General features: G+C 59.1%; 27 protein-coding genes. 15 read left to right on the forward strand and 12 right to left on the reverse strand.

Annotated elements, in window-relative coordinates:
• Positions 1-143: 143 nt before the first annotated feature.
• Positions 144-599, reverse strand: a complete 456-nt coding sequence (locus tag E4P00_RS00225) for a flavodoxin (protein ID WP_032879551.1) — start codon at positions 597-599, stop codon at positions 144-146.
• A 129-nt stretch (positions 600-728) separates the two neighbouring features.
• Here E4P00_RS00225 and E4P00_RS00230 point away from each other — a divergent pair, with 129 nt between their 5' ends.
• The gene (locus E4P00_RS00230) at positions 729-1,196 is read left to right on the forward strand and encodes a PAS domain-containing protein (protein ID WP_216092086.1); all 468 of its coding nucleotides are present in this window, start codon (positions 729-731) and stop codon (positions 1,194-1,196) included.
• Between the two features lie 58 nt (positions 1,197-1,254).
• On the forward strand, positions 1,255-1,860 hold the full coding sequence (locus tag E4P00_RS00235) for a hypothetical protein (RefSeq protein ID WP_216092087.1): 606 nt from the start codon (positions 1,255-1,257) through the stop codon (positions 1,858-1,860).
• A gap of 2 nt (positions 1,861-1,862) precedes the next feature.
• Here E4P00_RS00235 and E4P00_RS00240 read toward each other — a convergent pair whose 3' ends face one another.
• Positions 1,863-2,819 carry a MerR family transcriptional regulator gene (locus tag E4P00_RS00240; protein WP_248130470.1) on the reverse strand — a complete coding sequence of 319 codons (957 nt, stop codon included), beginning with the start codon at positions 2,817-2,819 and terminating at the stop codon, positions 1,863-1,865.
• Positions 2,820-3,031: 212 nt separating this feature from the next.
• Between E4P00_RS00240 and E4P00_RS00245 the strand changes: the two genes are divergently transcribed.
• From E4P00_RS00245 to E4P00_RS00270, 6 genes are read left to right on the forward strand one after another with little or no spacing between them, the layout of a single operon-like run.
• Positions 3,032-3,589 carry an antibiotic biosynthesis monooxygenase gene (locus tag E4P00_RS00245; protein ID WP_032879547.1) on the forward strand — a complete coding sequence of 186 codons (558 nt, stop codon included), beginning with the start codon at positions 3,032-3,034 and terminating at the stop codon, positions 3,587-3,589.
• A 58-nt stretch (positions 3,590-3,647) separates the two neighbouring features.
• Positions 3,648-4,355 carry a dihydromonapterin reductase gene (gene folM / locus E4P00_RS00250; RefSeq protein ID WP_216092195.1) on the forward strand — a complete coding sequence of 236 codons (708 nt, stop codon included), beginning with the start codon at positions 3,648-3,650 and terminating at the stop codon, positions 4,353-4,355.
• A 20-nt stretch (positions 4,356-4,375) separates the two neighbouring features.
• Positions 4,376-4,936, forward strand: a complete 561-nt coding sequence (folE, locus tag E4P00_RS00255) for a GTP cyclohydrolase I FolE (RefSeq protein ID WP_005791285.1) — start codon at positions 4,376-4,378, stop codon at positions 4,934-4,936.
• 2 nt (positions 4,937-4,938) lie between these two features.
• The gene (gene folX, locus E4P00_RS00260) at positions 4,939-5,310 is read left to right on the forward strand and encodes a dihydroneopterin triphosphate 2'-epimerase (RefSeq protein ID WP_032857710.1); all 372 of its coding nucleotides are present in this window, start codon (positions 4,939-4,941) and stop codon (positions 5,308-5,310) included.
• A 15-nt stretch (positions 5,311-5,325) separates the two neighbouring features.
• Positions 5,326-5,622 carry a DUF1244 domain-containing protein gene (locus E4P00_RS00265; protein ID WP_248130471.1) on the forward strand — a complete coding sequence of 99 codons (297 nt, stop codon included), beginning with the start codon at positions 5,326-5,328 and terminating at the stop codon, positions 5,620-5,622.
• A complete protein-coding gene (locus E4P00_RS00270; protein WP_148852675.1) occupies positions 5,615-5,956 on the forward strand; it encodes a HopJ type III effector protein in 342 nt (113 codons plus the stop codon). Before E4P00_RS00265 ends, E4P00_RS00270 begins: the two co-directional genes overlap by 8 nt.
• 123 nt (positions 5,957-6,079) lie before the next feature.
• Here E4P00_RS00270 and trxB read toward each other — a convergent pair whose 3' ends face one another.
• Positions 6,080-7,042, reverse strand: coding sequence for a thioredoxin-disulfide reductase (trxB, locus tag E4P00_RS00275; protein WP_003194076.1), 963 nt, complete (start codon positions 7,040-7,042; stop codon positions 6,080-6,082).
• Between the two features lie 294 nt (positions 7,043-7,336).
• On the opposite strand from trxB, the gene cysZ reads away from it, so the two are divergent.
• From cysZ to E4P00_RS00295, 4 genes are all read left to right on the forward strand, one after another.
• Entirely contained in the window at positions 7,337-8,101 is a 765-nt protein-coding gene (gene cysZ, locus E4P00_RS00280; protein WP_078822280.1) for a sulfate transporter CysZ, read from the forward strand.
• 54 nt (positions 8,102-8,155) lie between these two features.
• Positions 8,156-9,334 (forward strand): glycosyltransferase family 1 protein, encoded by a 1,179-nt coding sequence (locus tag E4P00_RS00285; RefSeq protein ID WP_248130472.1) that lies wholly within the window; start codon positions 8,156-8,158, stop codon positions 9,332-9,334.
• Between the two features lie 234 nt (positions 9,335-9,568).
• Positions 9,569-10,075, forward strand: a complete 507-nt coding sequence (locus tag E4P00_RS00290; protein ID WP_248130473.1) for a hypothetical protein — start codon at positions 9,569-9,571, stop codon at positions 10,073-10,075.
• Between the two features lie 26 nt (positions 10,076-10,101).
• Complete coding sequence (locus E4P00_RS00295; protein ID WP_032879540.1) at positions 10,102-10,281, forward strand: hypothetical protein; 180 nt, start codon at positions 10,102-10,104, stop codon at positions 10,279-10,281.
• Positions 10,282-10,330: 49 nt separating this feature from the next.
• Here E4P00_RS00295 and E4P00_RS00300 read toward each other — a convergent pair whose 3' ends face one another.
• The 7 genes from E4P00_RS00300 to rplU all read right to left on the reverse strand — a co-directional run bounded on the left by E4P00_RS00300 (position 10,331) and on the right by rplU (position 15,969).
• Positions 10,331-11,434 carry an NADH:flavin oxidoreductase gene (locus E4P00_RS00300; protein WP_032879538.1) on the reverse strand — a complete coding sequence of 368 codons (1,104 nt, stop codon included), beginning with the start codon at positions 11,432-11,434 and terminating at the stop codon, positions 10,331-10,333.
• A 219-nt stretch (positions 11,435-11,653) separates the two neighbouring features.
• Positions 11,654-12,136 (reverse strand): glutathione peroxidase, encoded by a 483-nt coding sequence (locus tag E4P00_RS00305; RefSeq protein WP_216092091.1) that lies wholly within the window; start codon positions 12,134-12,136, stop codon positions 11,654-11,656.
• A 101-nt stretch (positions 12,137-12,237) separates the two neighbouring features.
• Complete coding sequence (locus tag E4P00_RS00310) at positions 12,238-12,702, reverse strand: CreA family protein (protein ID WP_032879534.1); 465 nt, start codon at positions 12,700-12,702, stop codon at positions 12,238-12,240.
• Between the two features lie 16 nt (positions 12,703-12,718).
• Complete coding sequence (gene proB / locus E4P00_RS00315; RefSeq protein ID WP_005791305.1) at positions 12,719-13,837, reverse strand: glutamate 5-kinase; 1,119 nt, start codon at positions 13,835-13,837, stop codon at positions 12,719-12,721.
• Between the two features lie 109 nt (positions 13,838-13,946).
• Entirely contained in the window at positions 13,947-15,170 is a 1,224-nt protein-coding gene (cgtA, locus tag E4P00_RS00320; protein ID WP_005791308.1) for an Obg family GTPase CgtA, read from the reverse strand.
• 192 nt (positions 15,171-15,362) lie between these two features.
• Positions 15,363-15,620, reverse strand: a complete 258-nt coding sequence (rpmA, locus tag E4P00_RS00325; RefSeq protein ID WP_003176049.1) for a 50S ribosomal protein L27 — start codon at positions 15,618-15,620, stop codon at positions 15,363-15,365.
• A 34-nt stretch (positions 15,621-15,654) separates the two neighbouring features.
• Positions 15,655-15,969, reverse strand: a complete 315-nt coding sequence (rplU, locus tag E4P00_RS00330) for a 50S ribosomal protein L21 (protein ID WP_003176051.1) — start codon at positions 15,967-15,969, stop codon at positions 15,655-15,657.
• Positions 15,970-16,208: 239 nt separating this feature from the next.
• On the opposite strand from rplU, the gene E4P00_RS00335 reads away from it, so the two are divergent.
• The 3 genes from E4P00_RS00335 to E4P00_RS00345 all read left to right on the forward strand — a co-directional run bounded on the left by E4P00_RS00335 (position 16,209) and on the right by E4P00_RS00345 (position 18,117).
• Positions 16,209-17,177 (forward strand): polyprenyl synthetase family protein, encoded by a 969-nt coding sequence (locus E4P00_RS00335; RefSeq protein ID WP_005791318.1) that lies wholly within the window; start codon positions 16,209-16,211, stop codon positions 17,175-17,177.
• A 181-nt stretch (positions 17,178-17,358) separates the two neighbouring features.
• Positions 17,359-17,700, forward strand: coding sequence for a zinc ribbon domain-containing protein YjdM (locus E4P00_RS00340; protein ID WP_005791320.1), 342 nt, complete (start codon positions 17,359-17,361; stop codon positions 17,698-17,700).
• A gap of 159 nt (positions 17,701-17,859) precedes the next feature.
• A complete protein-coding gene (locus E4P00_RS00345) occupies positions 17,860-18,117 on the forward strand; it encodes a hypothetical protein (RefSeq protein WP_005791321.1) in 258 nt (85 codons plus the stop codon).
• A gap of 60 nt (positions 18,118-18,177) precedes the next feature.
• Here E4P00_RS00345 and E4P00_RS00350 read toward each other — a convergent pair whose 3' ends face one another.
• Positions 18,178-18,795, reverse strand: coding sequence for an FKBP-type peptidyl-prolyl cis-trans isomerase (locus tag E4P00_RS00350; RefSeq protein ID WP_014719893.1), 618 nt, complete (start codon positions 18,793-18,795; stop codon positions 18,178-18,180).
• A gap of 104 nt (positions 18,796-18,899) precedes the next feature.
• The gene (locus E4P00_RS00355) at positions 18,900-20,096 is read right to left on the reverse strand and encodes an OprD family porin (RefSeq protein WP_216092196.1); all 1,197 of its coding nucleotides are present in this window, start codon (positions 20,094-20,096) and stop codon (positions 18,900-18,902) included.
• Positions 20,097-20,301 lie beyond the last annotated feature (205 nt).

Consider the following 20,301-nt stretch of genomic DNA (forward strand, 5'->3'; position numbering starts at 1 on the left):
CCCGCTTTAAGGCGACAACGCGGCGGGGAAACTAATTGAGAACGCCCCCTAGTCAGACGCCGTGGCACAAGGAGTTGCCTTCGCAGCCAGCTTGATGACTGAGCGAGTCAGCCAAGAGAATAGTACAACGGCCGCCCCTTCGCTCAACCGCGCAGCGCGACGACCAGTTCAGCCAGCCAAGGCTCGGCGTCGGCTTCCGGGGTCACGCTTTCGCTGGCGTCCAGGCGCAGCATCGGCAGCACTTCACGCACGCCCAACTCGCCGAACAGTTCGCGCATTTGCTCGCCGCCACCGCAGAACGTATCGCCATAGCTGGCGTCACCCAGGCCGATGACCGCGCCCGGCAGCCCGCGCCAGGCGGCGGGGAGTTGGTCGCGAATGCTTGAGTACAGCAGTTGCAGATTATCGGGCAACTCGCCCATGCCGGTGGTCGAGGTCACCGCAAGGAACGCATCGGGAGCAAACGCCTGCACCTCGCCCAGGCTGGCGCGAGGGTTGTGCCAGGCTTCAAAACCGGCGTCCTTGAGGATTTTTTCCGCGTGGCGAGCGACTTCTTCAGCCGTACCGTAGACCGAGCCGGAAAGGATGGCGACTTTCATCAATCTGATCCTGTAGTTGAGTCAAAGCCTGGGATATTAGCAGTCTGTGCCGATAATTCAGCGCGCAGCGTGCAAGAATCAAGACTTGCCTTAAACTTGCACCGTCAAACACAAGCCATGGACCGCTCAATGATTAACGCCAAGCTGCTGCAAATGGTCGTCAATGCCTCCAACGATGGGATCGTCGTTGCCGAGCGTGAGGGCAAGGACAAACCGCTGATCTACGTCAACCCTGCGTTCGAACGCCTGACCGGCTACACCCTGGACGAGATCCTTTATCAGGACTGCCGCTTCCTCCAGTCCGGTGACCGTGACCAGCCGGCACTGATGGCCATTCGTGAAGCCCTCGACAACGGCGGCGCATGTCGCGAGATCCTGCGTAACTACCGTAAGGACGGCACTCACTTCTGGAATGAGCTGTCACTTTCGACGGTGTACAACGAGGCGGACAGGCAAACGTATTTCGTCGGTGTGCAAAAAGACGTCACCACTCAAGTCAAGGCGCAGCAACGCGTCGCCCAGTTGGAAGCGCAGTTGGCCGAGCTTAAAAACGAGCTCGCGGCGCTCAAGGCGACGAGTGGAATTAACAAACTGTAAAAAACGCGGTCTTTAGAGCGATAATGGCTCTTTAATGCCTCAGCCTTGAGCTAGATCAATGCACCGCGACACGCTTTTGACGCAGGACGAACTGGACTTTATCCAGGACATGCAGCACAACCCGCAGCTCAATCTGCGGGATGCGTGGTCGAGCCTGACGGTTAATGGCGGCGCGCAGATTCGTGATTTGCTCACGCGGCTGGCCGCTCACGACCAGGTCACCATCCAGGCGCAGTTCGACAACCAGCAACTTACCTTCCCCCTGCGCTTGGTGGAAGATGAGTTTCATGCGGTGCATCTGCGCCTGGGCGTGCCGAGCATTTTCGAAGACGGGCCGATGATCCGCCCGTGGCGCCTGGCCCTTGAAGCGCCCGTGGCGTTGGAAAACGTCAAGGGCTACCCCAGTGCATTGTGGGTGCACGAAATATCATTCAAGGGTGTACTGGTAGAAGTGCGCGGCCGGGCAAAACCGCCCAAGACCTTTTCCCTGTGGTTCAGCCCTTCCGGCTACGAACGTATCGCGCTTCGCGGCACGCTGGAGCGGGAAACTGCCCGAGGCCTGTTCGCTTACCGCCTGAACCAGAGTGATGCAGATGAGACCGAGCGCCTGCGCCAGTTCATTCTGCACCAGCACCGCCTGGTTCATCCCCATGTGCACGCCTGAGTTCAGGTATCCAGGCGACCGCTGAGAAACTGCTGCAAGCGGCGCTGCATCAAACGTCCGTCATTGCCCAGGCAACCTATCGATGAGCCTGCCAGGCTGTGCTCGGCGAGGTCCGAGGCATCGCCAGCCAACAGCAACGGGCAATTGAGCGTCAATGCCAGGCGACTGAGCCGCGAAGGCAGTTCTGCACCCGGAGAATGGTTGGAAAACAGCACCAGGGCTTGTGGCCGAGTTCTCTCGCAGACCAGCGTCAACTCATCGAGCGGTTGGCCAACACCCAGGACTTTTACCGCGAGCTTGTCGCTGGATATCAATAAACCCGCGACCAACAGTTCCAGCTCACGACACTCGCCGGCAATGGCGGCCAGCAACACCCTCGGTGCCGGTGAAGCGCACGCCAATTGCAGCCGTTGAGCGGTGCGCGCACGCAGGAAGTTGTCGAAAAACAGCCATTCGCTGGCTTGGCCAAAACGCCCCTGGTGACGCAGCAGTTGCTGCCAGAGGGGCATCATGATGTCCTGAAATACGACGGTGGTTGAATAAGCGCTGAAGACTTGTCCGTACAACTGCCCCAGTTCACGATCATCAAAAGCGCTGATGGCCACCCGCAGTTGCGCCTGCCACTGCTGCCATTCCAGTTCGATATCGCTGCGTGACGCCGTGGCCAGCTCGCCGGGCCGTTGATCACGCGCCAGGATCTTGCCCACTTTGCTCACCGCTACGCCGCGTTCGATCCAGTCAAGAATGCGATGAACCGTGTCGATATCGGTGCTTGAGTACAGCCGATGCCCACTTTCGGTGCGAGTGGGTTGAATCAAGCCATAGCGACGCTCCCAGGCACGTAAAGTCACCGGGTTAACGCCTGTAAGTCTTGCCACTTCACGAATTGGAAACAGCACTTCGGCGTCAGCGTGACTATCAGGTGATGCTTCAAGAGACGGAGCTATGATTTGGGACATCAGCTGTCAGCAATATCCATATGGATTTGGATCCTATTTAACGCCCATTGATGCCCATGATTCAAGATCTACGGCGATCCATCCGAAGTTTCTGGCGTATTTCGGCAAAACAGGAATAATCCTTGCCTGTTTTTTACGTCGCTGCAGCACCCCGCAGCCTCGTTCGTGCGCCGCTTACCCGGCCCAGCGCACTCGATACCTGGAGATACACCATGTCTACCTCACCCGTCACGTTGATGGTTGCGCGCCGCGTCGCCAAAGGTCGCTACGAAGAATTGATGGCTTGGCTGCGCGAAGGCGAGCAATTGGCCACTGACTTCCCGGGTTACCTGGGTTCCGGCGTACTCGCCCCGCCACCCCATGATGATGAGTTCCAGATCATCTTCCGCTTCGCCGATGAGAAAACCCTGCACGCCTGGGAATTTTCAGCCTCGCGCAGCGCCTGGCTGAGTCGCGGTAGCGAGCTGTTTGCCAACCCTTGCGAGCGTCGTGTCAGCGGTATCGATGGCTGGTTTGGTGCCGTAGGGGCACGCCCGCCGCGCTGGAAACAGGCGGTCGCGATTTGGCTGGCGTTCTTCCCGGTGTCATTGTTGTTCAACTTCGGTCTCGGCCCGCTGCTTGGCGAGTTGGACCTGTTCAGCCGTGTACTGGTCAGCACCGCCGCCCTGACGCCGCTGATGGTTTACCTCTTTATTCCGCTCTCGACGCATCTGTTGGCGAACTGGCTGCACCCCTCGCCACCGCGCAAAGTCACCGAAGCCGCCGTATGAGCACAGGGGCCGGGTCGCTGGTATAGTTTGCGTCTGCCAGCGACTTGAGCCTCCCATGATTGCAACCCACGCACCGATCCTGATCACCGGTGCCGGCCAGCGCGTCGGCCTGCATTGTGCTGAGCGCCTGTTGGATGATGGCTACTCGGTGATTTTCAGTTACCGCAGCGAACGCCCAGGTGTGCAGGCGCTACGTGAACGAGGGGCCATCGGCGTATTTGCCGACTTTTCCAGCGAAGCCGGGATTCTTGCCTTCATCGCGCAGTTGCAAACCCATACCCAAAGCCTGCGTGCGATCATCCACAATGCTTCGGCCTGGGTCGCAGAAACAGCGGGCGACGAAAGCCGCGCGTTTATCGATATGTTCAGCGTACACATGCTTGCGCCGTACCTGATCAACCTGCATTGTTCACCCTTGCTGCAACGCTCGACACCTGCCGATATTGTGCACATCAGCGATGACGTGGTGCGCAAGGGCAGCCGTCAGCACATCGCCTATTGCGCCACCAAGGCCGGCCTCGACAGCCTCACGCTATCGTTTGCCGCGCAGTTCGCGCCGCTGATCAAGGTCAACGGTATCGCGCCGGCCATGGTGATGTTCAACGAAGGCGACGACGCGGCCTATCGCGCCAAGGTCCTGGCCAAGTCGGCCCTGGGCATCGAGCCCGGGCCTGAGGTGATCTACCAGAGCGTGCGTTACCTGCTGGACAACCCCTATGTCACCGGTACCACCCTGACCGTCAACGGCGGGCGGCATATCAAGTAAGCCGTTTGCGAGGATGTTGTATGACCCTTTCCCTGCCCCACCACTACCGCGAAATCCTCAAGGGCCTGGGCGAAGACCCAGAGCGCGAGGGCCTGCTCGACACGCCCAAGCGTGCCGCCAAGGCCATGCAGTACCTGTGTCATGGCTACGCGCAGAACCTGGAAGAAATCGTCAACGGCGCGCTGTTCGCCTCCGACAATGACGAGATGGTGATCCTCAAGGACATCGAGTTGTACTCGTTGTGCGAGCATCACCTGCTGCCCTTTATCGGCAAGGCGCACGTGGCCTATATTCCGACCGGCAAGGTGCTGGGCCTGTCTAAACTGGCGCGCATCGTCGACATGTTTGCCCGGCGCCTGCAGATCCAGGAAAACCTTACGCGGCAAATCGCCGACGCCATCCAGGACGTAACCCAGGCCGCCGGCGTGGCGGTGGTGATCGAAGCCAAGCACATGTGCATGATGATGCGCGGCGTAGAGAAACAGAATTCAACCATGAACACCTCAGTGATGCTCGGCGCCTTCCGCGAATCGAACACCACGCGCATGGAGTTCCTGCAATTGATTGGACGGAGCAAGTAGCAATGCCACAACTTCAACCAGGCATGGCGCGTATCCGGGTCAAAGACCTGTGCCTGCGCACTTTTATTGGCATCAACGAGGACGAAATCCTCAACAAGCAGGATGTGCTGATCAACCTGACCATCCTGTATGCCGCCCAGGACGCCGTGCGCGACAACGATATCGACCACGCCTTGAACTACCGCACCATCACCAAGGCGATCATCGCCCATGTGGAAGGCAACCGCTTCGCCCTGCTGGAGCGCCTGACCCAGGAATTGCTGGACCTGGTGATGAGCAACGAATCGGTGTTGTACGCCGAGGTGGAAGTCGACAAGCCCCACGCGCTGCGCTTTGCCGAGTCGGTTTCGATCACTCTAGCCGCCAGCCGCTGATACTAAGTGAGCCCTATGAACGACCAACAACGCCTCGAACTCGAAGCCGCCGCCTTTCGCCGGCTGGTGGCCCACCTGGACAGCCGAAAGGATGTACAGAACATCGACCTGATGAACCTGGCCGGCTTCTGCCGCAACTGCCTGTCCAAGTGGTACAAGGCCGAGGCCGATGAGCGCCAGATCGAGGTCAGCCTCGATGACGCCCGTGAAGTGGTGTACGGCATGCCGTACGCCAAGTGGAAAGCCCAATACCAGCAAGAAGCCAACGCCGACCAACAGGCCGCGTTCGCCAAAGGAAAACCCCATGACTGATCTGAACACCCTGCGCGCCAGCCTCAACAGTGGCGAACACGTCTTTGCCGACACCCTGGCCTTTATCGCCGACGGTTACGACTACCAGCCACAAGCGTTCACCAATGGCGATGTGGAAAACGCAGCCGGACAAAACGAAGGGTCGTGCAAGACCCTGGGTCTGGCCTTACTGGAAGGCTTGAGCGATCAGGAAGCGTTGCTGGCGTTTGGCGAGCATTACCGGTCGGTGGTGGCGACGCCTGAGGGCAGTGACCATGGCAATATTCGGGCGTTGATTGCCCATGGGTTGGATGGGGTAAAATTTGCCGCGCAGCCCCTGGCTCGCAAATCCTGAGTCAAATACATATCCAAATGTGGGAGGGGGCTTGCTCCCGATAGCAGGTTTCAGCCAAGTATTAGTTGGCTGACACACCGCTATCGGGAGCAAGCCCCCTCCCACATTTTTTTGCAGCGTTGTTTAGAACGAAGCGTCCTTCAAACCATCGAGGTAGCGCTCGGCATCCAGGGCCGCCATGCAACCGGCGCCGGCCGAGGTGATGGCCTGGCGGTAGACATGGTCAGCCACGTCACCGGCAGCAAAGATACCTTCGATGTTGGTCGCAGTCGCATTGCCTTCACGGCCGCCCTGCACCACCAGGTAACCGTCTTTGGCTTCCAGCACGCCCTCGAACAACGAAGTGTTCGGAGTATGGCCGATGGCAATGAACACGCCATCTACTTTCAATTCGTCGAAGCTGCCATCGTTGTTCTTCAGGCGCGCACCGGTCACGCCCATGTTGTCGCCCAGGACTTCATCCAGGGTGGCGTTGAGCTTGAGGATGATCTTGCCTTCTGCCACACGGGCATGCAGCTTGTCGATCAGGATCTTCTCGGCGCGGAAGGTCTCGCGACGGTGAACCAGGGTCACAGTGCTGGCGATGTTGGCCAGGTACAGCGCCTCCTCCACAGCAGTGTTACCACCACCGACCACAGCGACCGGCTTGTTGCGGTAGAAGAAACCGTCGCAGGTAGCGCAGGCCGAAACCCCCTTGCCCATGAACGCTTCTTCCGATGGCAGGCCCAGGTAACGAGCACTGGCACCGGTGGCGATGATCAGGGCGTCACAAGTGTAGACGCCACTGTCGCCGGTCAGGCTGTAAGGCTTCTTGGAGAAGTCGACCTTGTTGATGTGATCAAACACGATCTCGGTTTCAAAGCGCTCGGCGTGCTCTTTCATACGCTCCATCAGCACCGGGCCGGTCAGTCCGTGGACATCGCCCGGCCAGTTGTCGACTTCGGTGGTGGTGGTCAACTGACCGCCCGCCTGCATGCCGGTGATCAGCAGCGGCTTGAGGTTGGCCCGGGCAGCATAGACGGCAGCGCTGTAACCGGCAGGGCCGGAACCGAGAATAATCACTCGCGAATGGCGGGTATCAGACATGACTCGCTCCTATCGACCGCCCGGACTACAAGGCGGCTGGAATAAAAAAGGGACCACGAAGCACTTGGGGAAGGCTTGAACTCGCAGGCCCTGAAAATAATGGGTGCAGCGTATCGAGGGGGGCAAGATTAAGGAAATACGGAATAACAATCCAGCTCATAGGTGGTCTCTATGCAGTCGGCCCGATTAATCGACGCCATTGCTCCCCCTAATGTTACTGATGATGTCGCCGCTTTCGCCCACGATACAAAGCCGGTAAGGTCGGCGCGTTCGTCATCCTGCTCGGAGTTCACCATGCCCGCCCCCGCTCTTTCCGGTCCGCAATACCTGCGTGAAGGCCTCAAACTGGTGTTGAGCCCTGGCTTGCGCTTGTTTGTGCTGCTGCCGCTGGCGATCAACCTGGTGCTGTTCGTCGGCTTGATCTATTTCGCCGGCCATCAGTTCAGCCTGTGGGTCGACCATCTGATGCCGACGCTGCCCAGTTGGCTGAGTTTTCTGAATTACCTGTTGTGGCCATTGTTTGTGGTGTTGGTGGTGCTGATGGTGTTTTTCACCTTCACCATGCTCGCCAATATCATCGCAGCGCCGTTCAACGGCTTTCTCTCGGAGAAGGTTGAAGTGGTGGTGCGCGGCACCGATGACTTTCCGGCGTTCAGTTGGGGTGAGTTGATCGCCATGGTGCCGCGTACCCTGGCCCGGGAAATGCGCAAGCTGGGCTACTTCCTGCCACGAGCTATCGGACTGTTTATCTTGTCGTTCATTCCAGTGGTCAACCTGATCGCTGCGCCGCTGTGGTTGCTCTTTGGCGTATGGATGATGGCAATCCAGTACATCGACTACCCGGCCGACAACCACAAACTGGGCTGGAACGAGATGCTCGCCTGGCTGCGCCAGAAGCGCTGGCAGAGCATGAGCTTCGGCGGCGTTGTCTATCTAGTGCTGCTGGTGCCGGTGGTCAACCTGCTGATGATGCCGGCGGCAGTCGCCGGGGCGACGTTGTTCTGGGTGCGTGAGCAAGGTGCCGAGGCGATGACGCAGCAGGCCGTGACCCCGTCATAAATCCATCATCACTCAGACACAATGGCGACATGGCCCGCGGTGACACTGTGGGTCATGACGACAGCCTCGCTTCACATCACCCTCATTACCGAAACCTTCCCGCCGGAAATCAACGGCGTGGCCAATACCCTTGGCCGCCTGTGCGAGGGTTTGCGCTCGCGTGGTCATCAGGTCGAACTGGTGCGTCCACGCCAGGGCGCTGATCAGAGCCGACCGAGTGACGATCAACTGCTGCTGTGCCGCGGCTGGCCATTACCCGGTTATCCAGGGCTGCAATGGGGCCAATCGTCGATGCGCAAACTGCTCAGACGCTGGAGCCGCCAGCGCCCGGACGTGTTGTATATCGCCACCGAAGGGCCGTTGGGTTTATCCGCTCTGCGTGCGGCGCGGCGCTTGGGAATCAGTGTTGTCAGCGGCTTTCATACCAACTTCCAGCAGTATTCGAACCAGTACGGCTTTAGCCTGCTCAGTCGCATGGTCACCCATTACCTGCGCTGGTTTCACAACCGATCGAGCCTGACCCTGGTACCAAGCGCCAGTCAGCGCCTGGAACTGGAGCGTCGGCATTTTGAGCGCCTGGGGATGTTGGCCAGAGGCGTCGACAGCCAATTGTTCCACCCCGCCAAACGCGACAGCGCTCTGCGGGAAAGCTGGGCATTGAATAATGAGCAAATCGCAGTGCTGCATGTAGGGCGGCTGGCCCAGGAAAAGAACCTGGGCCTGCTCAAGCGCTGTTTCGAGACCTTGCAGAACAGATACCCCATGCGTCAGATGAAACTGATCATCGTCGGTGATGGACCACAACGAGCAATGCTGGAAAAGGACCTTCCCGAAGCAATTTTCTGCGGTGCCTTGCGCGGTGAAGAACTGGCTCGTCATTACGCGTCCGGCGATGTGTTCCTGTTCCCCAGCCTGACCGAAACCTTTGGCAACGTGGTACTGGAAGCCATGGCGTCAGGGTTGGGGGTGGTGGCCTACGACCAGGCTGCCGCCACACAGCATATTCGTCACGGCTACAACGGGGTGCTGGCGATGCCGGGTGACGAAAATGCGTTTTGCGACGCCGCCAATTGGCTGCTGGAGGACGCAGAGAGTCTACGCCGTATGCGCCTCAATGCGCGTCAACACGCGAGCCGCCAGGGCTGGCCAACGATTGTCGAACAGTTCGAGCAGCAGTTACGAGGTGTGTGTGGGGAACACTTTATCGTCCCAACACAGCCGCACGCAGGCTGAAGACTCAGCAATGACTGTAAGTCACTTCACCTGCCTGACAGACGAGCCCCCGAGTAATGGTCCAGGCGTTAGGCTTTTTCGCGCCAGAGCGCCTGAATAAGCGCCCCCACACAGGATATTTCTGGAACGCCGCAGGATTTATCACCACCCACATGACACCTGTCTTATCAGGGGTGTCTTTTACAGATCGCACCCAAGAGGCAGGCATTCATGATGGAAACTTAAGAGATAACTATGTCGACACTGATAAACGAATCCATGGTTCCACGGTACCCGACTACCGATATCTTCAGCCAGAGGCCTACGGGGCCCGACAATGGCTGGTACCGCCCGCAGCAACCCCCACGTCCCGACTACGGCTGGCATCGCCCGCAGCAACCCCCACGTCCCGACTACGGCTCGCATCGCCCGCAGCAACCTACACGTCCCGACTACGGCTCGCATCGCCCGCAGCAACCTACACGTCCCGACTATGGCTGGCATCGTCCGCAGCAACCCACACAACCCGATTATGGCTGGCATCGTCCGCAGCAACCCACACAACCCGATTATGGCTGGCATCGTCCGCAGCAACCCTCACAACCCGATTACGGCTGGCATCGTCCGCAGCAACCCTCACAACCCGATTACGGCTGGCATCGTCCACATCAGCCCACACGCCCCGACTACGGCTCGCATCGTCCACAGCAACCCACACATCCATACGACCAAACCCTGACGCAGCCAGTACGCCCCTATTGATCAGCCAACCCCAGGAGATACGGAACATGTCAATTTATGGAATGGGTGTACGCAATGGCGTCAACATGCCCACCGCGCAATGGACCCAGCAGCAACAATGGCTGGATCAAGCCCGTGCTGAACCGCCAATCTACGGCCAGCCTGGCCATAAAGACACGCTCAAGACTGATCACAGTAAAGAGTTGAATAAGCGACCAGAGTATTAATCGCTAAAGAGAAGAAACTCCCTGTGACGCTCACAGGGAGTCCAGCCTTTTACACCAGAGTGGTCAACGCGTCGCGACTGAAGGGCAAGATGTCCCCTTCGCGCCCTTCGCGCACCTTCACGGCCCAATCCGGGTCCACCAGCAGCGCACGCCCTACGGCCACCAGGTCGAACTCATCGTTATTCAGGCGCTCCAGCAGCTTTTCGAGGCTGGCAGGTTGCGCGACCTTGTCGGTGTTGACCATAAATTGCAGGAACTCGCCATCCAGGCCAACACTGCCCACGGTGATAGTCGGCTTACCCGTGAGCTGACGCGTCCAGCCAGCCAGGTTGAGGTCGGAGCCTTCAAACTCCGGCTCCCAGAAACGGCGAGTGGAGCAGTGGAAAATATCTACGCCGGCCTCAGCCAATGGCTTGAGGAACTCACCCAGCGCCTCAGGGGTTTGCACCAGGCGTGCGGTGTAGTCCTGCTGCTTCCACTGCGAGAAACGCAGGATGATCGGAAAATTCGGCCCTACAGCAGCACGGGTGGCCTCGATCAGCTCAATGGCAAAGCGCGAACGGTTGGCCAGGCTGCCACCGTATTCGTCGGTGCGCTGGTTGCTGCCCTCCCAGAAGAATTGATCCACCAGGTAACCGTGGGCGCCATGGATTTCTACACCGTCCATGCCGATCGCCTGGGCGTCACTGGCAGCTTGGGCGAAGGCGTTGATCACGTCCCTGATGTCCTGTTGCGTCATACCGTGCACAACCACGTTGCCGTCCTTGAGCTTTTCCATCGGGCCATAAGCAGGCACGCTGGCATCAGGCTCGGTGCCAATACGGCGCACGCTACCCACATGCCACAACTGCGGGACAATCTTGCCGCCTTCGGCGTGTACCGCGTCGACCACTTTCTTCCAGCCGGCCAGCGCGGCCTCACCGTAGAAATGCGGGACGTTGGGGTAGCCGTTGGACGCCCGGTGATCGACCACGGTACCTTCAGTGATGATCAGGCCCACACCGGCCGCCGCACGACGACGGTAGTACTCGATGACCTTGGAGTTGGGTACACCACCCGGAGAGAACGAACGGGTCATGGGCGCCATGACCACGCGGGTCGACAGTTGCAGTCCACCGAGTTGGAAGGGTTTGAACAAGGCTTGGACAGGCATGGAGCACTCCACCAGGACGGGATTTATGACGCGGATAATATGGTGAGTGTGCAGCGCTTAGTAGCACTATTGATCTGGGTGATTAAAGGGGTAGAAGTAGCCGAATACCTGTAGGAGCGAGCTTGTTCGCGAAGAATCCGGGAACACGCGTTAAGTCAGGATCAACGCGTTATCGTTGGCGATCTTCGCGAGCAAGCTCGCTCCTACAGTGGGTGTGTTTCAGCTCAGGGCTTTTTCGATGGCCTGCATGATAGTCGGGTCGTCCGGGGACGTACGCGGCGAGAAGCGCGCGAGTACCCGGCCATCTTTACCCAACAGGAATTTCTCGAAGTTCCAGGTGATGTCCCCTGGAAACTCGGCGCCCTCACCTGCCAGCAAGCGGTACAGCTGATGACGATCCGGGCCGTTGACCTCGAGCTTGCTGCCCAGGGGAAAACTCACCCCGTAGTTCAGGCTGCAGAACTCGCGGATCTCTTGTTCGGTCCCCGGCTCCTGGCCTGCAAACTGATTGCACGGCAAGCCGAGCACCGTGAATCCCTGGTCCTTGTATTGCTGGTAGAGGTTTTCCAACGCCGCGTATTGCGGGGTCAAACCACATTTGGACGCCACATTGACCACCAGCACAACCTGGCCCTTGAAGGGCGCCAGCGGTAGCTCTTGTCCGTCCAGGGCTTTGAGTTTCAGATCGTGGAAAGCACTCATGACGAACTCCAGATATCCCATATTCTTTGCATTGCAGCTCTCGGAGCTTACAACCGGCGAGTCTGCAATCATAGACGCCGGTGACAAAACTCGCCTGCAGGTTACTGAGCGGTCGGCCAGGGCAGAATCGGAATCGCCGTCACCGCGTTCTGCGGGCTGCCTTCGATCAGGCGGTCGCTGTAGACCAGATACACCAGGGTATTGCGCTTCTTGTCGAGGAAACGCACCACCTGCATGGTCTTGAACACCAGGGAGGTGCGTTCCTTGAAGACTTCGTCCCCGTCCTTGAGTTCGCCCTTGAAATGGATCGGGCCAACCTGGCGGCAGGCAATCGAGGCCTCAGCGCGGTCTTCGGCCAGGCCCAGGCCGCCTTTGACGCCGCCGGTCTTGGCACGCGACAGGTAGCAGGTCACGCCGTCAACCTTGGGGTCGTCAAACGCTTCGACCACAATCCGGTCGTTAGGGCCGACAAACTTGAACACCGTCGAGACTTGGGCGATTTCTTCCGCCGAGGCCAGCAGTGGCATGAGCAATAACAGGCCGAGTAATCCCTTCATTACACGCATCGGGTATTCCTTTCGTTTAAACCAGGATGAGGTTATCGCGGTGCACCAGTTCCGGTTCCGCCATGTAACCCAAGAGTCCGACAATCGCGTCAGACGATTGTCCAATAATCTTCTGCGCTTCAAGGGCGCTGTAGTTGGCCAGGCCACGGGCAATCTCACGACCGTCCGGCGCGACGCAAACCACCATTTCGCCACGGCGGAAGCTGCCCTGCACCAGCTTGACGCCCACCGGCAGCAAGCTCTTGTTGCCTTGGGACAACGCCGAGACCGCGCCCTCATCCAGCACCAGGGTGCCACGGGTTTGCAGATGCCCGGCCAGCCACTGCTTGCGCGCCGCCAGCATGCCGCGTTCCGGCGACAGCAGCGTACCGATGCGCTCACCGGCCTTGAGGCGATCCAGCACGCGCTCCAAGCGCCCACCAACGATGATGGTATGGGCACCGGAACGCGCAGCCAGGCGAGCGGCGCGCAGTTTGGTCTGCATACCGCCACGGCCCAGGGCACCGCCGACACTGCCGGCGACCGCATCCAGTGCGGGGTCATCGGCGCGGGCTTCGTAGATCAACTGGGCATCGGGGTTGTTGCGCGGGTCGGCGTCGAACATGCCGTCGCGGTCGGTGAGGATCACCAACAGGTCGGCTTCCACCAGGTTGGCCACCAGCGCAGCCAGGGTGTCGTTGTCGCCGAAACGGATTTCGTCTGTGACCACGGTGTCGTTTTCATTGATGACCGGGATGACCTTGAGCTCCACCAAGGCGCGCAAGGTGCTGCGGGCATTGAGGTAGCGCTTGCGGTCGGACAGGTCGTCGTGGGTCAGCAGGATCTGCGCCGTGTGGCGGCCGTGCTCGGCAAAGCTGGACTCCCAGGCTTGCACCAGGCCCATCTGGCCGATGGCCGCGGCGGCTTGCAGTTCGTGCATCGCGCTGGGTCGCGCGGTCCAGCCGAGGCGGCTCATCCCGGCGGCAACAGCCCCGGACGACACCAGCACCAACTCGACACCGGCCTCATGCAAGGCCACCATCTGCTCGACCCAGACGCTCATGGCTGCGCGATCCAGCCCCTTGCCATCGGCCGTCAGCAACGCACTGCCGATCTTCACGACCCAGCGCTGCGCACCTGTCACTTTGCTCCGCATCATCTTCAACCTTAGAGTGAGGGCCGCGCGACCCAGCGCCGCCCATAACGTTATACCCGGATACCAAAACGCCGCTCCAGGGAGCGGCGTTCAAGTTTATCGCAACGAATCAATCGCGCACGTAAATGATTTCCGGACCGTCTTCATCATCCACGTCTTCTTCGTCCCAATCATCGTCGCCGATGTCATGGACCGACTTCACGCCGCTGCGGCGCAGGGCACGCTGGTCGTCCAGGGCCTGCAACTGGGCACGGGCTTCGTCTTCGATCTGCTGGTCAAGCTCGGCAAGCTCGGCCTTGAATACCGGGTCGGCCGCCAGGCGGTCGGCTCGGTCTTCCAGGTAACGCATGATGTCGCGGGTCAGGCGTTCGGTGCCTTCTTTGGCAATGGCCGAGATCACATAGACCGGGCCTTCCCATTCCAGGCGATCGACGATTTCCTTGACGCGCTCTTCGTGCTCTTCCTCAAGGATCTGGTCGCACTTGTTCAGGACCAGCCAGCGATCACGCTCGGCCAGGGCCGGGCTGAACTTGGTCAGCTCGCTGACGATCACTTCGGCGGCATCCGCAGCGCTGGTGTCATCCAGCGGCGCCATGTCGACGAGGTGCAGCAGCAAACGGGTGCGGGACAAGTGCTTGAGGAAGCGAATGCCCAGACCAGCACCGTCGGAAGCCCCTTCGATCAGGCCAGGAATGTCGGCAACCACGAAGCTCTTCCAGCGGTCGACGCTGACCACGCCCAGGTTTGGCACCAGGGTGGTGAACGGGTAGTCGGCGACCTTCGGCTTGGCGGCCGATACCGAGCGGATGAAGGTACTTTTGCCGGCGTTCGGCAGGCCCAACAGGCCCACGTCGGCGAGTACTTTCATTTCCAGCTTCAGGTCACGCTGTTCGCCCGGCTTGCCCGGCGTGGTCTGGCGCGGCGCACGGTTGGTACTGGACTTGAATCGGGTGTTACCCAGGCCGTGCCAGCCGCCCTGCACAACCATCAGTTTCTGGCCGGCCTTGGTCAGGTCGCCAATCACTTCCTGTGTCGCGGAATCGATGATCGTGGTGCCGACCGGTACGCGCAGTACCAGGTCTTCACCTTTTTTGCCGGTGCAGTCGGTGCTGCCGCCGTTGGAGCCACGCTCGGCATCGAAGTGCCGGGTGTAACGGTAGTCGACCAGGGTGTTGAGGTTTTCGTCGGCCATCATGTAGATGGAGCCACCGTCACCGCCGTCACCGCCGTTCGGACCACCGTTTTCGATGAATTTTTCGCGACGGAAACTCATGCAACCGTTACCGCCGTCGCCTGCTTTTACTCGGATGGAAACTTCATCAACGAACTTCATAACAAAACGCCTCTCGCCGCATGGACGAGCTTAAGAAACCAAGACATAAGACTCTTGCAAAAATGAGCGCAGCGACCTCAATCAGCGACCGCAAACTTGCGCCTGAGCTCATCACAAACAGCTTTGCAAGAGACTCACTCCACAAACGAAAAAGCCCCGTCGCAAGACAGGGCTTTTCCAGCGATCTCGCAATTAAGCTGCGACAACGCTCACGTAACGGCGGTTGAACGCGCCCTTTACTTCGAACTTGATCACGCCTTCGATTTTAGCGAAGAGGGTGTGATCTTTACCCATGCCAACACCGTAACCGGCGTGGAATTGGGTGCCGCGCTGACGCACGATGATGTTGCCCGGAATGATTTTCTGGCCGCCATACATCTTCACGCCAAGGCGTTTGGCTTCTGAGTCGCGACCGTTACGGGTACTACCACCAGCTTTTTTGTGTGCCATGAGTCAATTCTCCTAGTGAGGAATTAGGCTGAAATTAAGCCTGAATACCGGTGATTTTGATCTCGGTGTACCACTGGCGGTGGCCCATACGCTTCATGTGGTGCTTACGACGACGGAACTTGATGATGCGGACTTTATCGTGACGACCTTGGGAGATCACTTCAGCCACAACGGTAGCGCCAGCAACAACTGGAGCGCCGATGTTCACGTCATCGCCATTGGCGACCAACAGAACGCGATCAAAAGTAACGGATTCGCCAGTAGCGATTTCCAGTTTTTCGATCTTCAGGTATTCACCTGGGGCGACTTTGTATTGCTTGCCACCAGTAACAATTACTGCGTACGACATGGTATTTCTCCGATAATCCTGCTCACCCAGCGCTTTATAAGAAGAGGTATTGGCTGGCATGGCTGCATGGGATGGACGTCCCGAATGCAATTGCGTAAGGCAGGTGCTGCCCAGGAAGTTCAGGGTGCGCGATTGTACGCAAGCTATGGGAGGCTTGCAAGGGGCCGTCTATCGCGCCTTGACACCCGGGGGTCAGGGTCCTAGCATGCCGCGCAACCCTTCTGGAGCGACTGTCGCTGATGCAACCCCAAGCTTTCTACCGCGCGGTCGCGGACGATTTTAGCGCCGTCGACGGCATCATCAAGCAGCAGCTGACGTCTAAAGTGCCGCTGGTCTCCAAAATTGGCGACTATATTACGTCGGCGGGCGGTAAACGCCTGCGTCCTTTATTAGTACTGCTGTGTGGCAAGGCGCTGGGCCGCGAAGGCGATGACCTGCGCTTGCTGGCCGCGACCATCGAGTTCCTGCACACCGCCACCCTGCTGCATGACGACGTGGTCGACATGTCCGGTATGCGGCGTGGCCGCGAGACCGCCAATGCCATGTGGGGCAACGCACCCAGCGTGTTGGTGGGCGACTTCCTGTACTCGCGCTCGTTCGAAATGATGGTCGAACTGGGCTCGATGCCGGTGATGAAGATTCTTTCACAGGCCACGCGCATCATCGCCGAAGGCGAAGTGTTGCAGCTGTCCAAGGTCCGCGACGCCAGCACCACCGAAGAAACCTATATGGAAGTGATTCGCGGCAAAACCGCGATGCTCTTCGAAGCGTCCACCCACAGCGCTGCCGCGCTGTGTGGCGCCACCGCCGAACAGGCCGAAGCCCTGCGTACCTTTGGCGATCACCTGGGCGTGGCGTTCCAACTGGTGGATGACCTGCTCGACTACAAGGGCGATGCCGAGACCCTGGGCAAGAACGTCGGTGACGACCTGGCCGAGGGCAAGCCAACCTTGCCGCTGATCTACACCATGCGCGAAGGCACGCCGGAACAGGCCGCCCTGGTGCGCAAGGCCATCCAGAAAGGCGGGATCGAAGACCTGGAGGCCATCCGTGCCGCCGTCGAAGCCTCCGGTTCCCTGGAGTACACCGCGCAACTGGCGCGTGACTACGTGGCGCGGGCGATCCAGTGCCTGGAAGCCTTGCCGGCCAGTGAATACCGGGATGCATTGGTGGAACTGAGTGAGTTCGCTGTGGCCCGTACTCACTGATTCCGCGTTGATTAATGTGGGAGCTGGCTTGCCTGCGATGACGGTAGTGAACTCACCATCGCTATCGCAGGCAAGCCAGCTCCCACATTTAGATCGCATTCACCACTGACCTCCCCGCTCTCGCCGCAAAACCCTATATAATGTGCGACTTTTAGTCATCCCTGAATCTCAAGGAGCTTTAGTGAGCACGTTGCCACCCTGCCCGAAATGCAATTCCGAATACACCTACGAAGACGGCACCCAACTGGTCTGCCCGGAATGCGCCCATGAGTGGTCCGCCAATGGCGAGGCCGAAGTGGCCGGCGATGAGACCGTGAAGAAAGACTCTGTGGGCAACGTCCTGCAGGACGGCGACACCATCACCGTGATCAAGGACCTCAAGGTCAAGGGCACCTCACTGGTGGTCAAGGTCGGCACCAAGGTCAAGAACATCCGCCTGTGCGACGGAGACCACGATATCGACTGCAAGATCGACGGTATCGGCCCGATGAAACTCAAGTCCGAGTTCGTGCGCAAGGTCTGAAGCTGCTGCATCCATCCCGCGCCCGCCGCGGGATGGCGTTTCGCCCTCCTGATTGATCGAAAACAATATCCACACAAAAAAACTCGGAAACCGCCAATAGATACTTGCTATTCTACGAATAAGAATTATTCTCATTGAAACTCATCAAGGAGAACGACCATGACTTATTTGATAGATGCCTGGCTGGATCGCCCCCACCCTTACCTGCGAATCCTGCATCGGGAAACCGGCGAAGTCTGTGCGGTGCTTGAGGAAGAAGCACTGAACGAACTACAGGACCAGGGTGACCTGGACGTCAATGGCCTGAGTTCCAGTGAGCCTGGAGTACTGAAAGAAGTGGTGAGGAATTTGTTTCTGTTCTGCTATGCCCGAGCATTGCGCCCGGCGACCGATTTGAATGGCAAGTTCCATCCATGAAGAAACTGGCAAATGCCTGTTGGGGCGAACGCGTTCGTCCCAACAGGTAACCAGCAGGTCTTACAGAACGTCGAGCAGCTCGACGTCGAATACCAGAACGCTGTGCGGCGGGATGCTGCCAACGCCTTGAGCGCCGTAAGCCAGTTCGCTCGGCACGTACAGACGCCATTTGCTGCCGGCATTCATCAGTTGCAGGGCCTCGGTCCAGCCGGCGATCACGCCGCCAACCGGGAATTCTGCAGGCTGGCCGCGCTCGTAGGAGCTGTCGAACACAGTGCCGTCGATCAAGGTGCCGTGGTAGTGGGTACGCACTTGATCTTCACGGGTCGGCTTGGCGCCGGTGCCGGCAGTCAGCACTTCAAATTGCAGGCCGGAAGCCAGGGTGGTGATGCCATCACGCTTGGCGTTTTCAGCCAGGAAAGCCAGGCCGGCACCCGCGGCGGCTTCAGCCTTGGCAGCGGCTTCGGCTTGCATGATCTCGCGGATCACTTTGAAGCTGGCAGCCATTTGCTCCTGGTCAACACGGCTCGGCTGGCCTGCAAATGCGTCGGTCAGGCCGGCCAGGATTGCGTCCAGGCTCACGCCCGGCGGCGGGTTGTCGCGCAGTTGGTCGCCCAACTGACGGCCGATACCGTAGCTGACGCGGGTTTCGTCGGTGGACAGATTAACTTCGGACATGAAGAGGCTCCGCTGTAGGACAACATGGTTTCCCGCGCTGCCCAGAACTAAAAGGGCCCGCAGACTAGCACACAAGAGCAGCCCATGATCAGCCCCCTCCCCGGCTACCAGAGCGCCAGGTCGTAGGTCAGGTACACCCGGTAGTTGTCCCGATCACTGGCATAAGTCGAGCGGTAAGTGGCCTTGCGCAACTCCACGCCCAGTCCTTTGAACGTGCTGTCCTGGACCACATAGCGCAGATTCGTGTCGGACTCCCACTCACGCGCCTCGCGCCCTTTGAACTCGCCGTTTTGCCCTTTGTAGTAGCGGGTCATGAAACTCAAGCCCGGCAGTACCGCCGTCAAGTCATAGTCGTAGCGCAGCATCCATGTCTGCTCACCAGACTGGATGAACTTGCCAACACCGGCGTTACTGAAGGAATACACCGTCGACACGCTGGCATACGGCAACGCTGTGTCGCCGCTGACTTTCTGATAACCAACACCCAGCGCCTGCGGGCCCAGGCGGTAAGTGAACAGACCGCTGAACATGTCACTGTCGACCTCGCCGTTACGCGCCTCACCCGCTTCGTTACTAATGAAGTAGCGCAAGTCGCTGGTCAGTGTGCCGCTGCCCAACGGCTGCTTATGCACCAGGCCAAAGAATTGCTGGCGATAGAATTGGCGCATTTCACCGTAGTACCAGGTGCCGCTGAGCTTCGGCGTAAACGCGTAGCTAGCGCCGGCAAAATCGAAATCACTACCCTTTTTTCCGCTGTAGCCCTGGGGATAAATATCCACACTGTCAGTGGAGTTACGCAACTTGAATTTGTCCAGGTGCCCAGCGTGCAGGTACAGGTCACGAATACCACTGTATTCCACTTGTGTGCCCTGGAAGGTCTGCGGTAACAAGCGGCCATCGTTGTGCACCAGCACCGGGATTTTCGGCAGCAACGTGCCGGTTTTCACCACTGCATCGCCCCAGCGCATCTTGGCCGTGACGCCCAGGCTGGAAAACTCACTGGCCGCATGACCATCGTCGTGCACAGGTAACAAGCCCGTCCCGGCGTGCGTCGGGCTGGAGTCGAGACGCAGGCCCGCCAGCCCCAGGGCATCCAGGCCAAAACCCACGGTGCCCTCGGTATAACCAGACTGAAGATTAAGCAGAAAACCCTGAGCCCATTCCTTGCGGTCTTCACCACCGTCGCGGTAACCGTCGTTGAAGTAGAAGTTGCGCAAGGTCAATCGGCCGTGGGAATCCTCCCAGAAACCCTGGGCCATCAATGTCGGTGACAGGCTCGCCAGCAGCCCCGCCGAGACCATTCCCCCTTTCGTGAAAAACTCACGCATAAACCATTCCTCAATGCCGTGTTGTGTTTTTTATGGGCAGTTGCACCGCGCGGCAGGCTGGACGGCATGTCGCGTTGGAGCGGACACTAACGGCTCGTCGACAGCCCCACAACGTTATGCGAGAAGCGCATCAGGCTATGCGTGAAGTACCGGCCGCCCTTCCCAACCGACAGGAAAA

It is taken from the genome of Pseudomonas sp. B329 (assembly GCF_023127835.1).
In the GTDB taxonomy this organism is placed as follows: domain Bacteria; phylum Pseudomonadota; class Gammaproteobacteria; order Pseudomonadales; family Pseudomonadaceae; genus Aquipseudomonas; species Aquipseudomonas synxantha_A.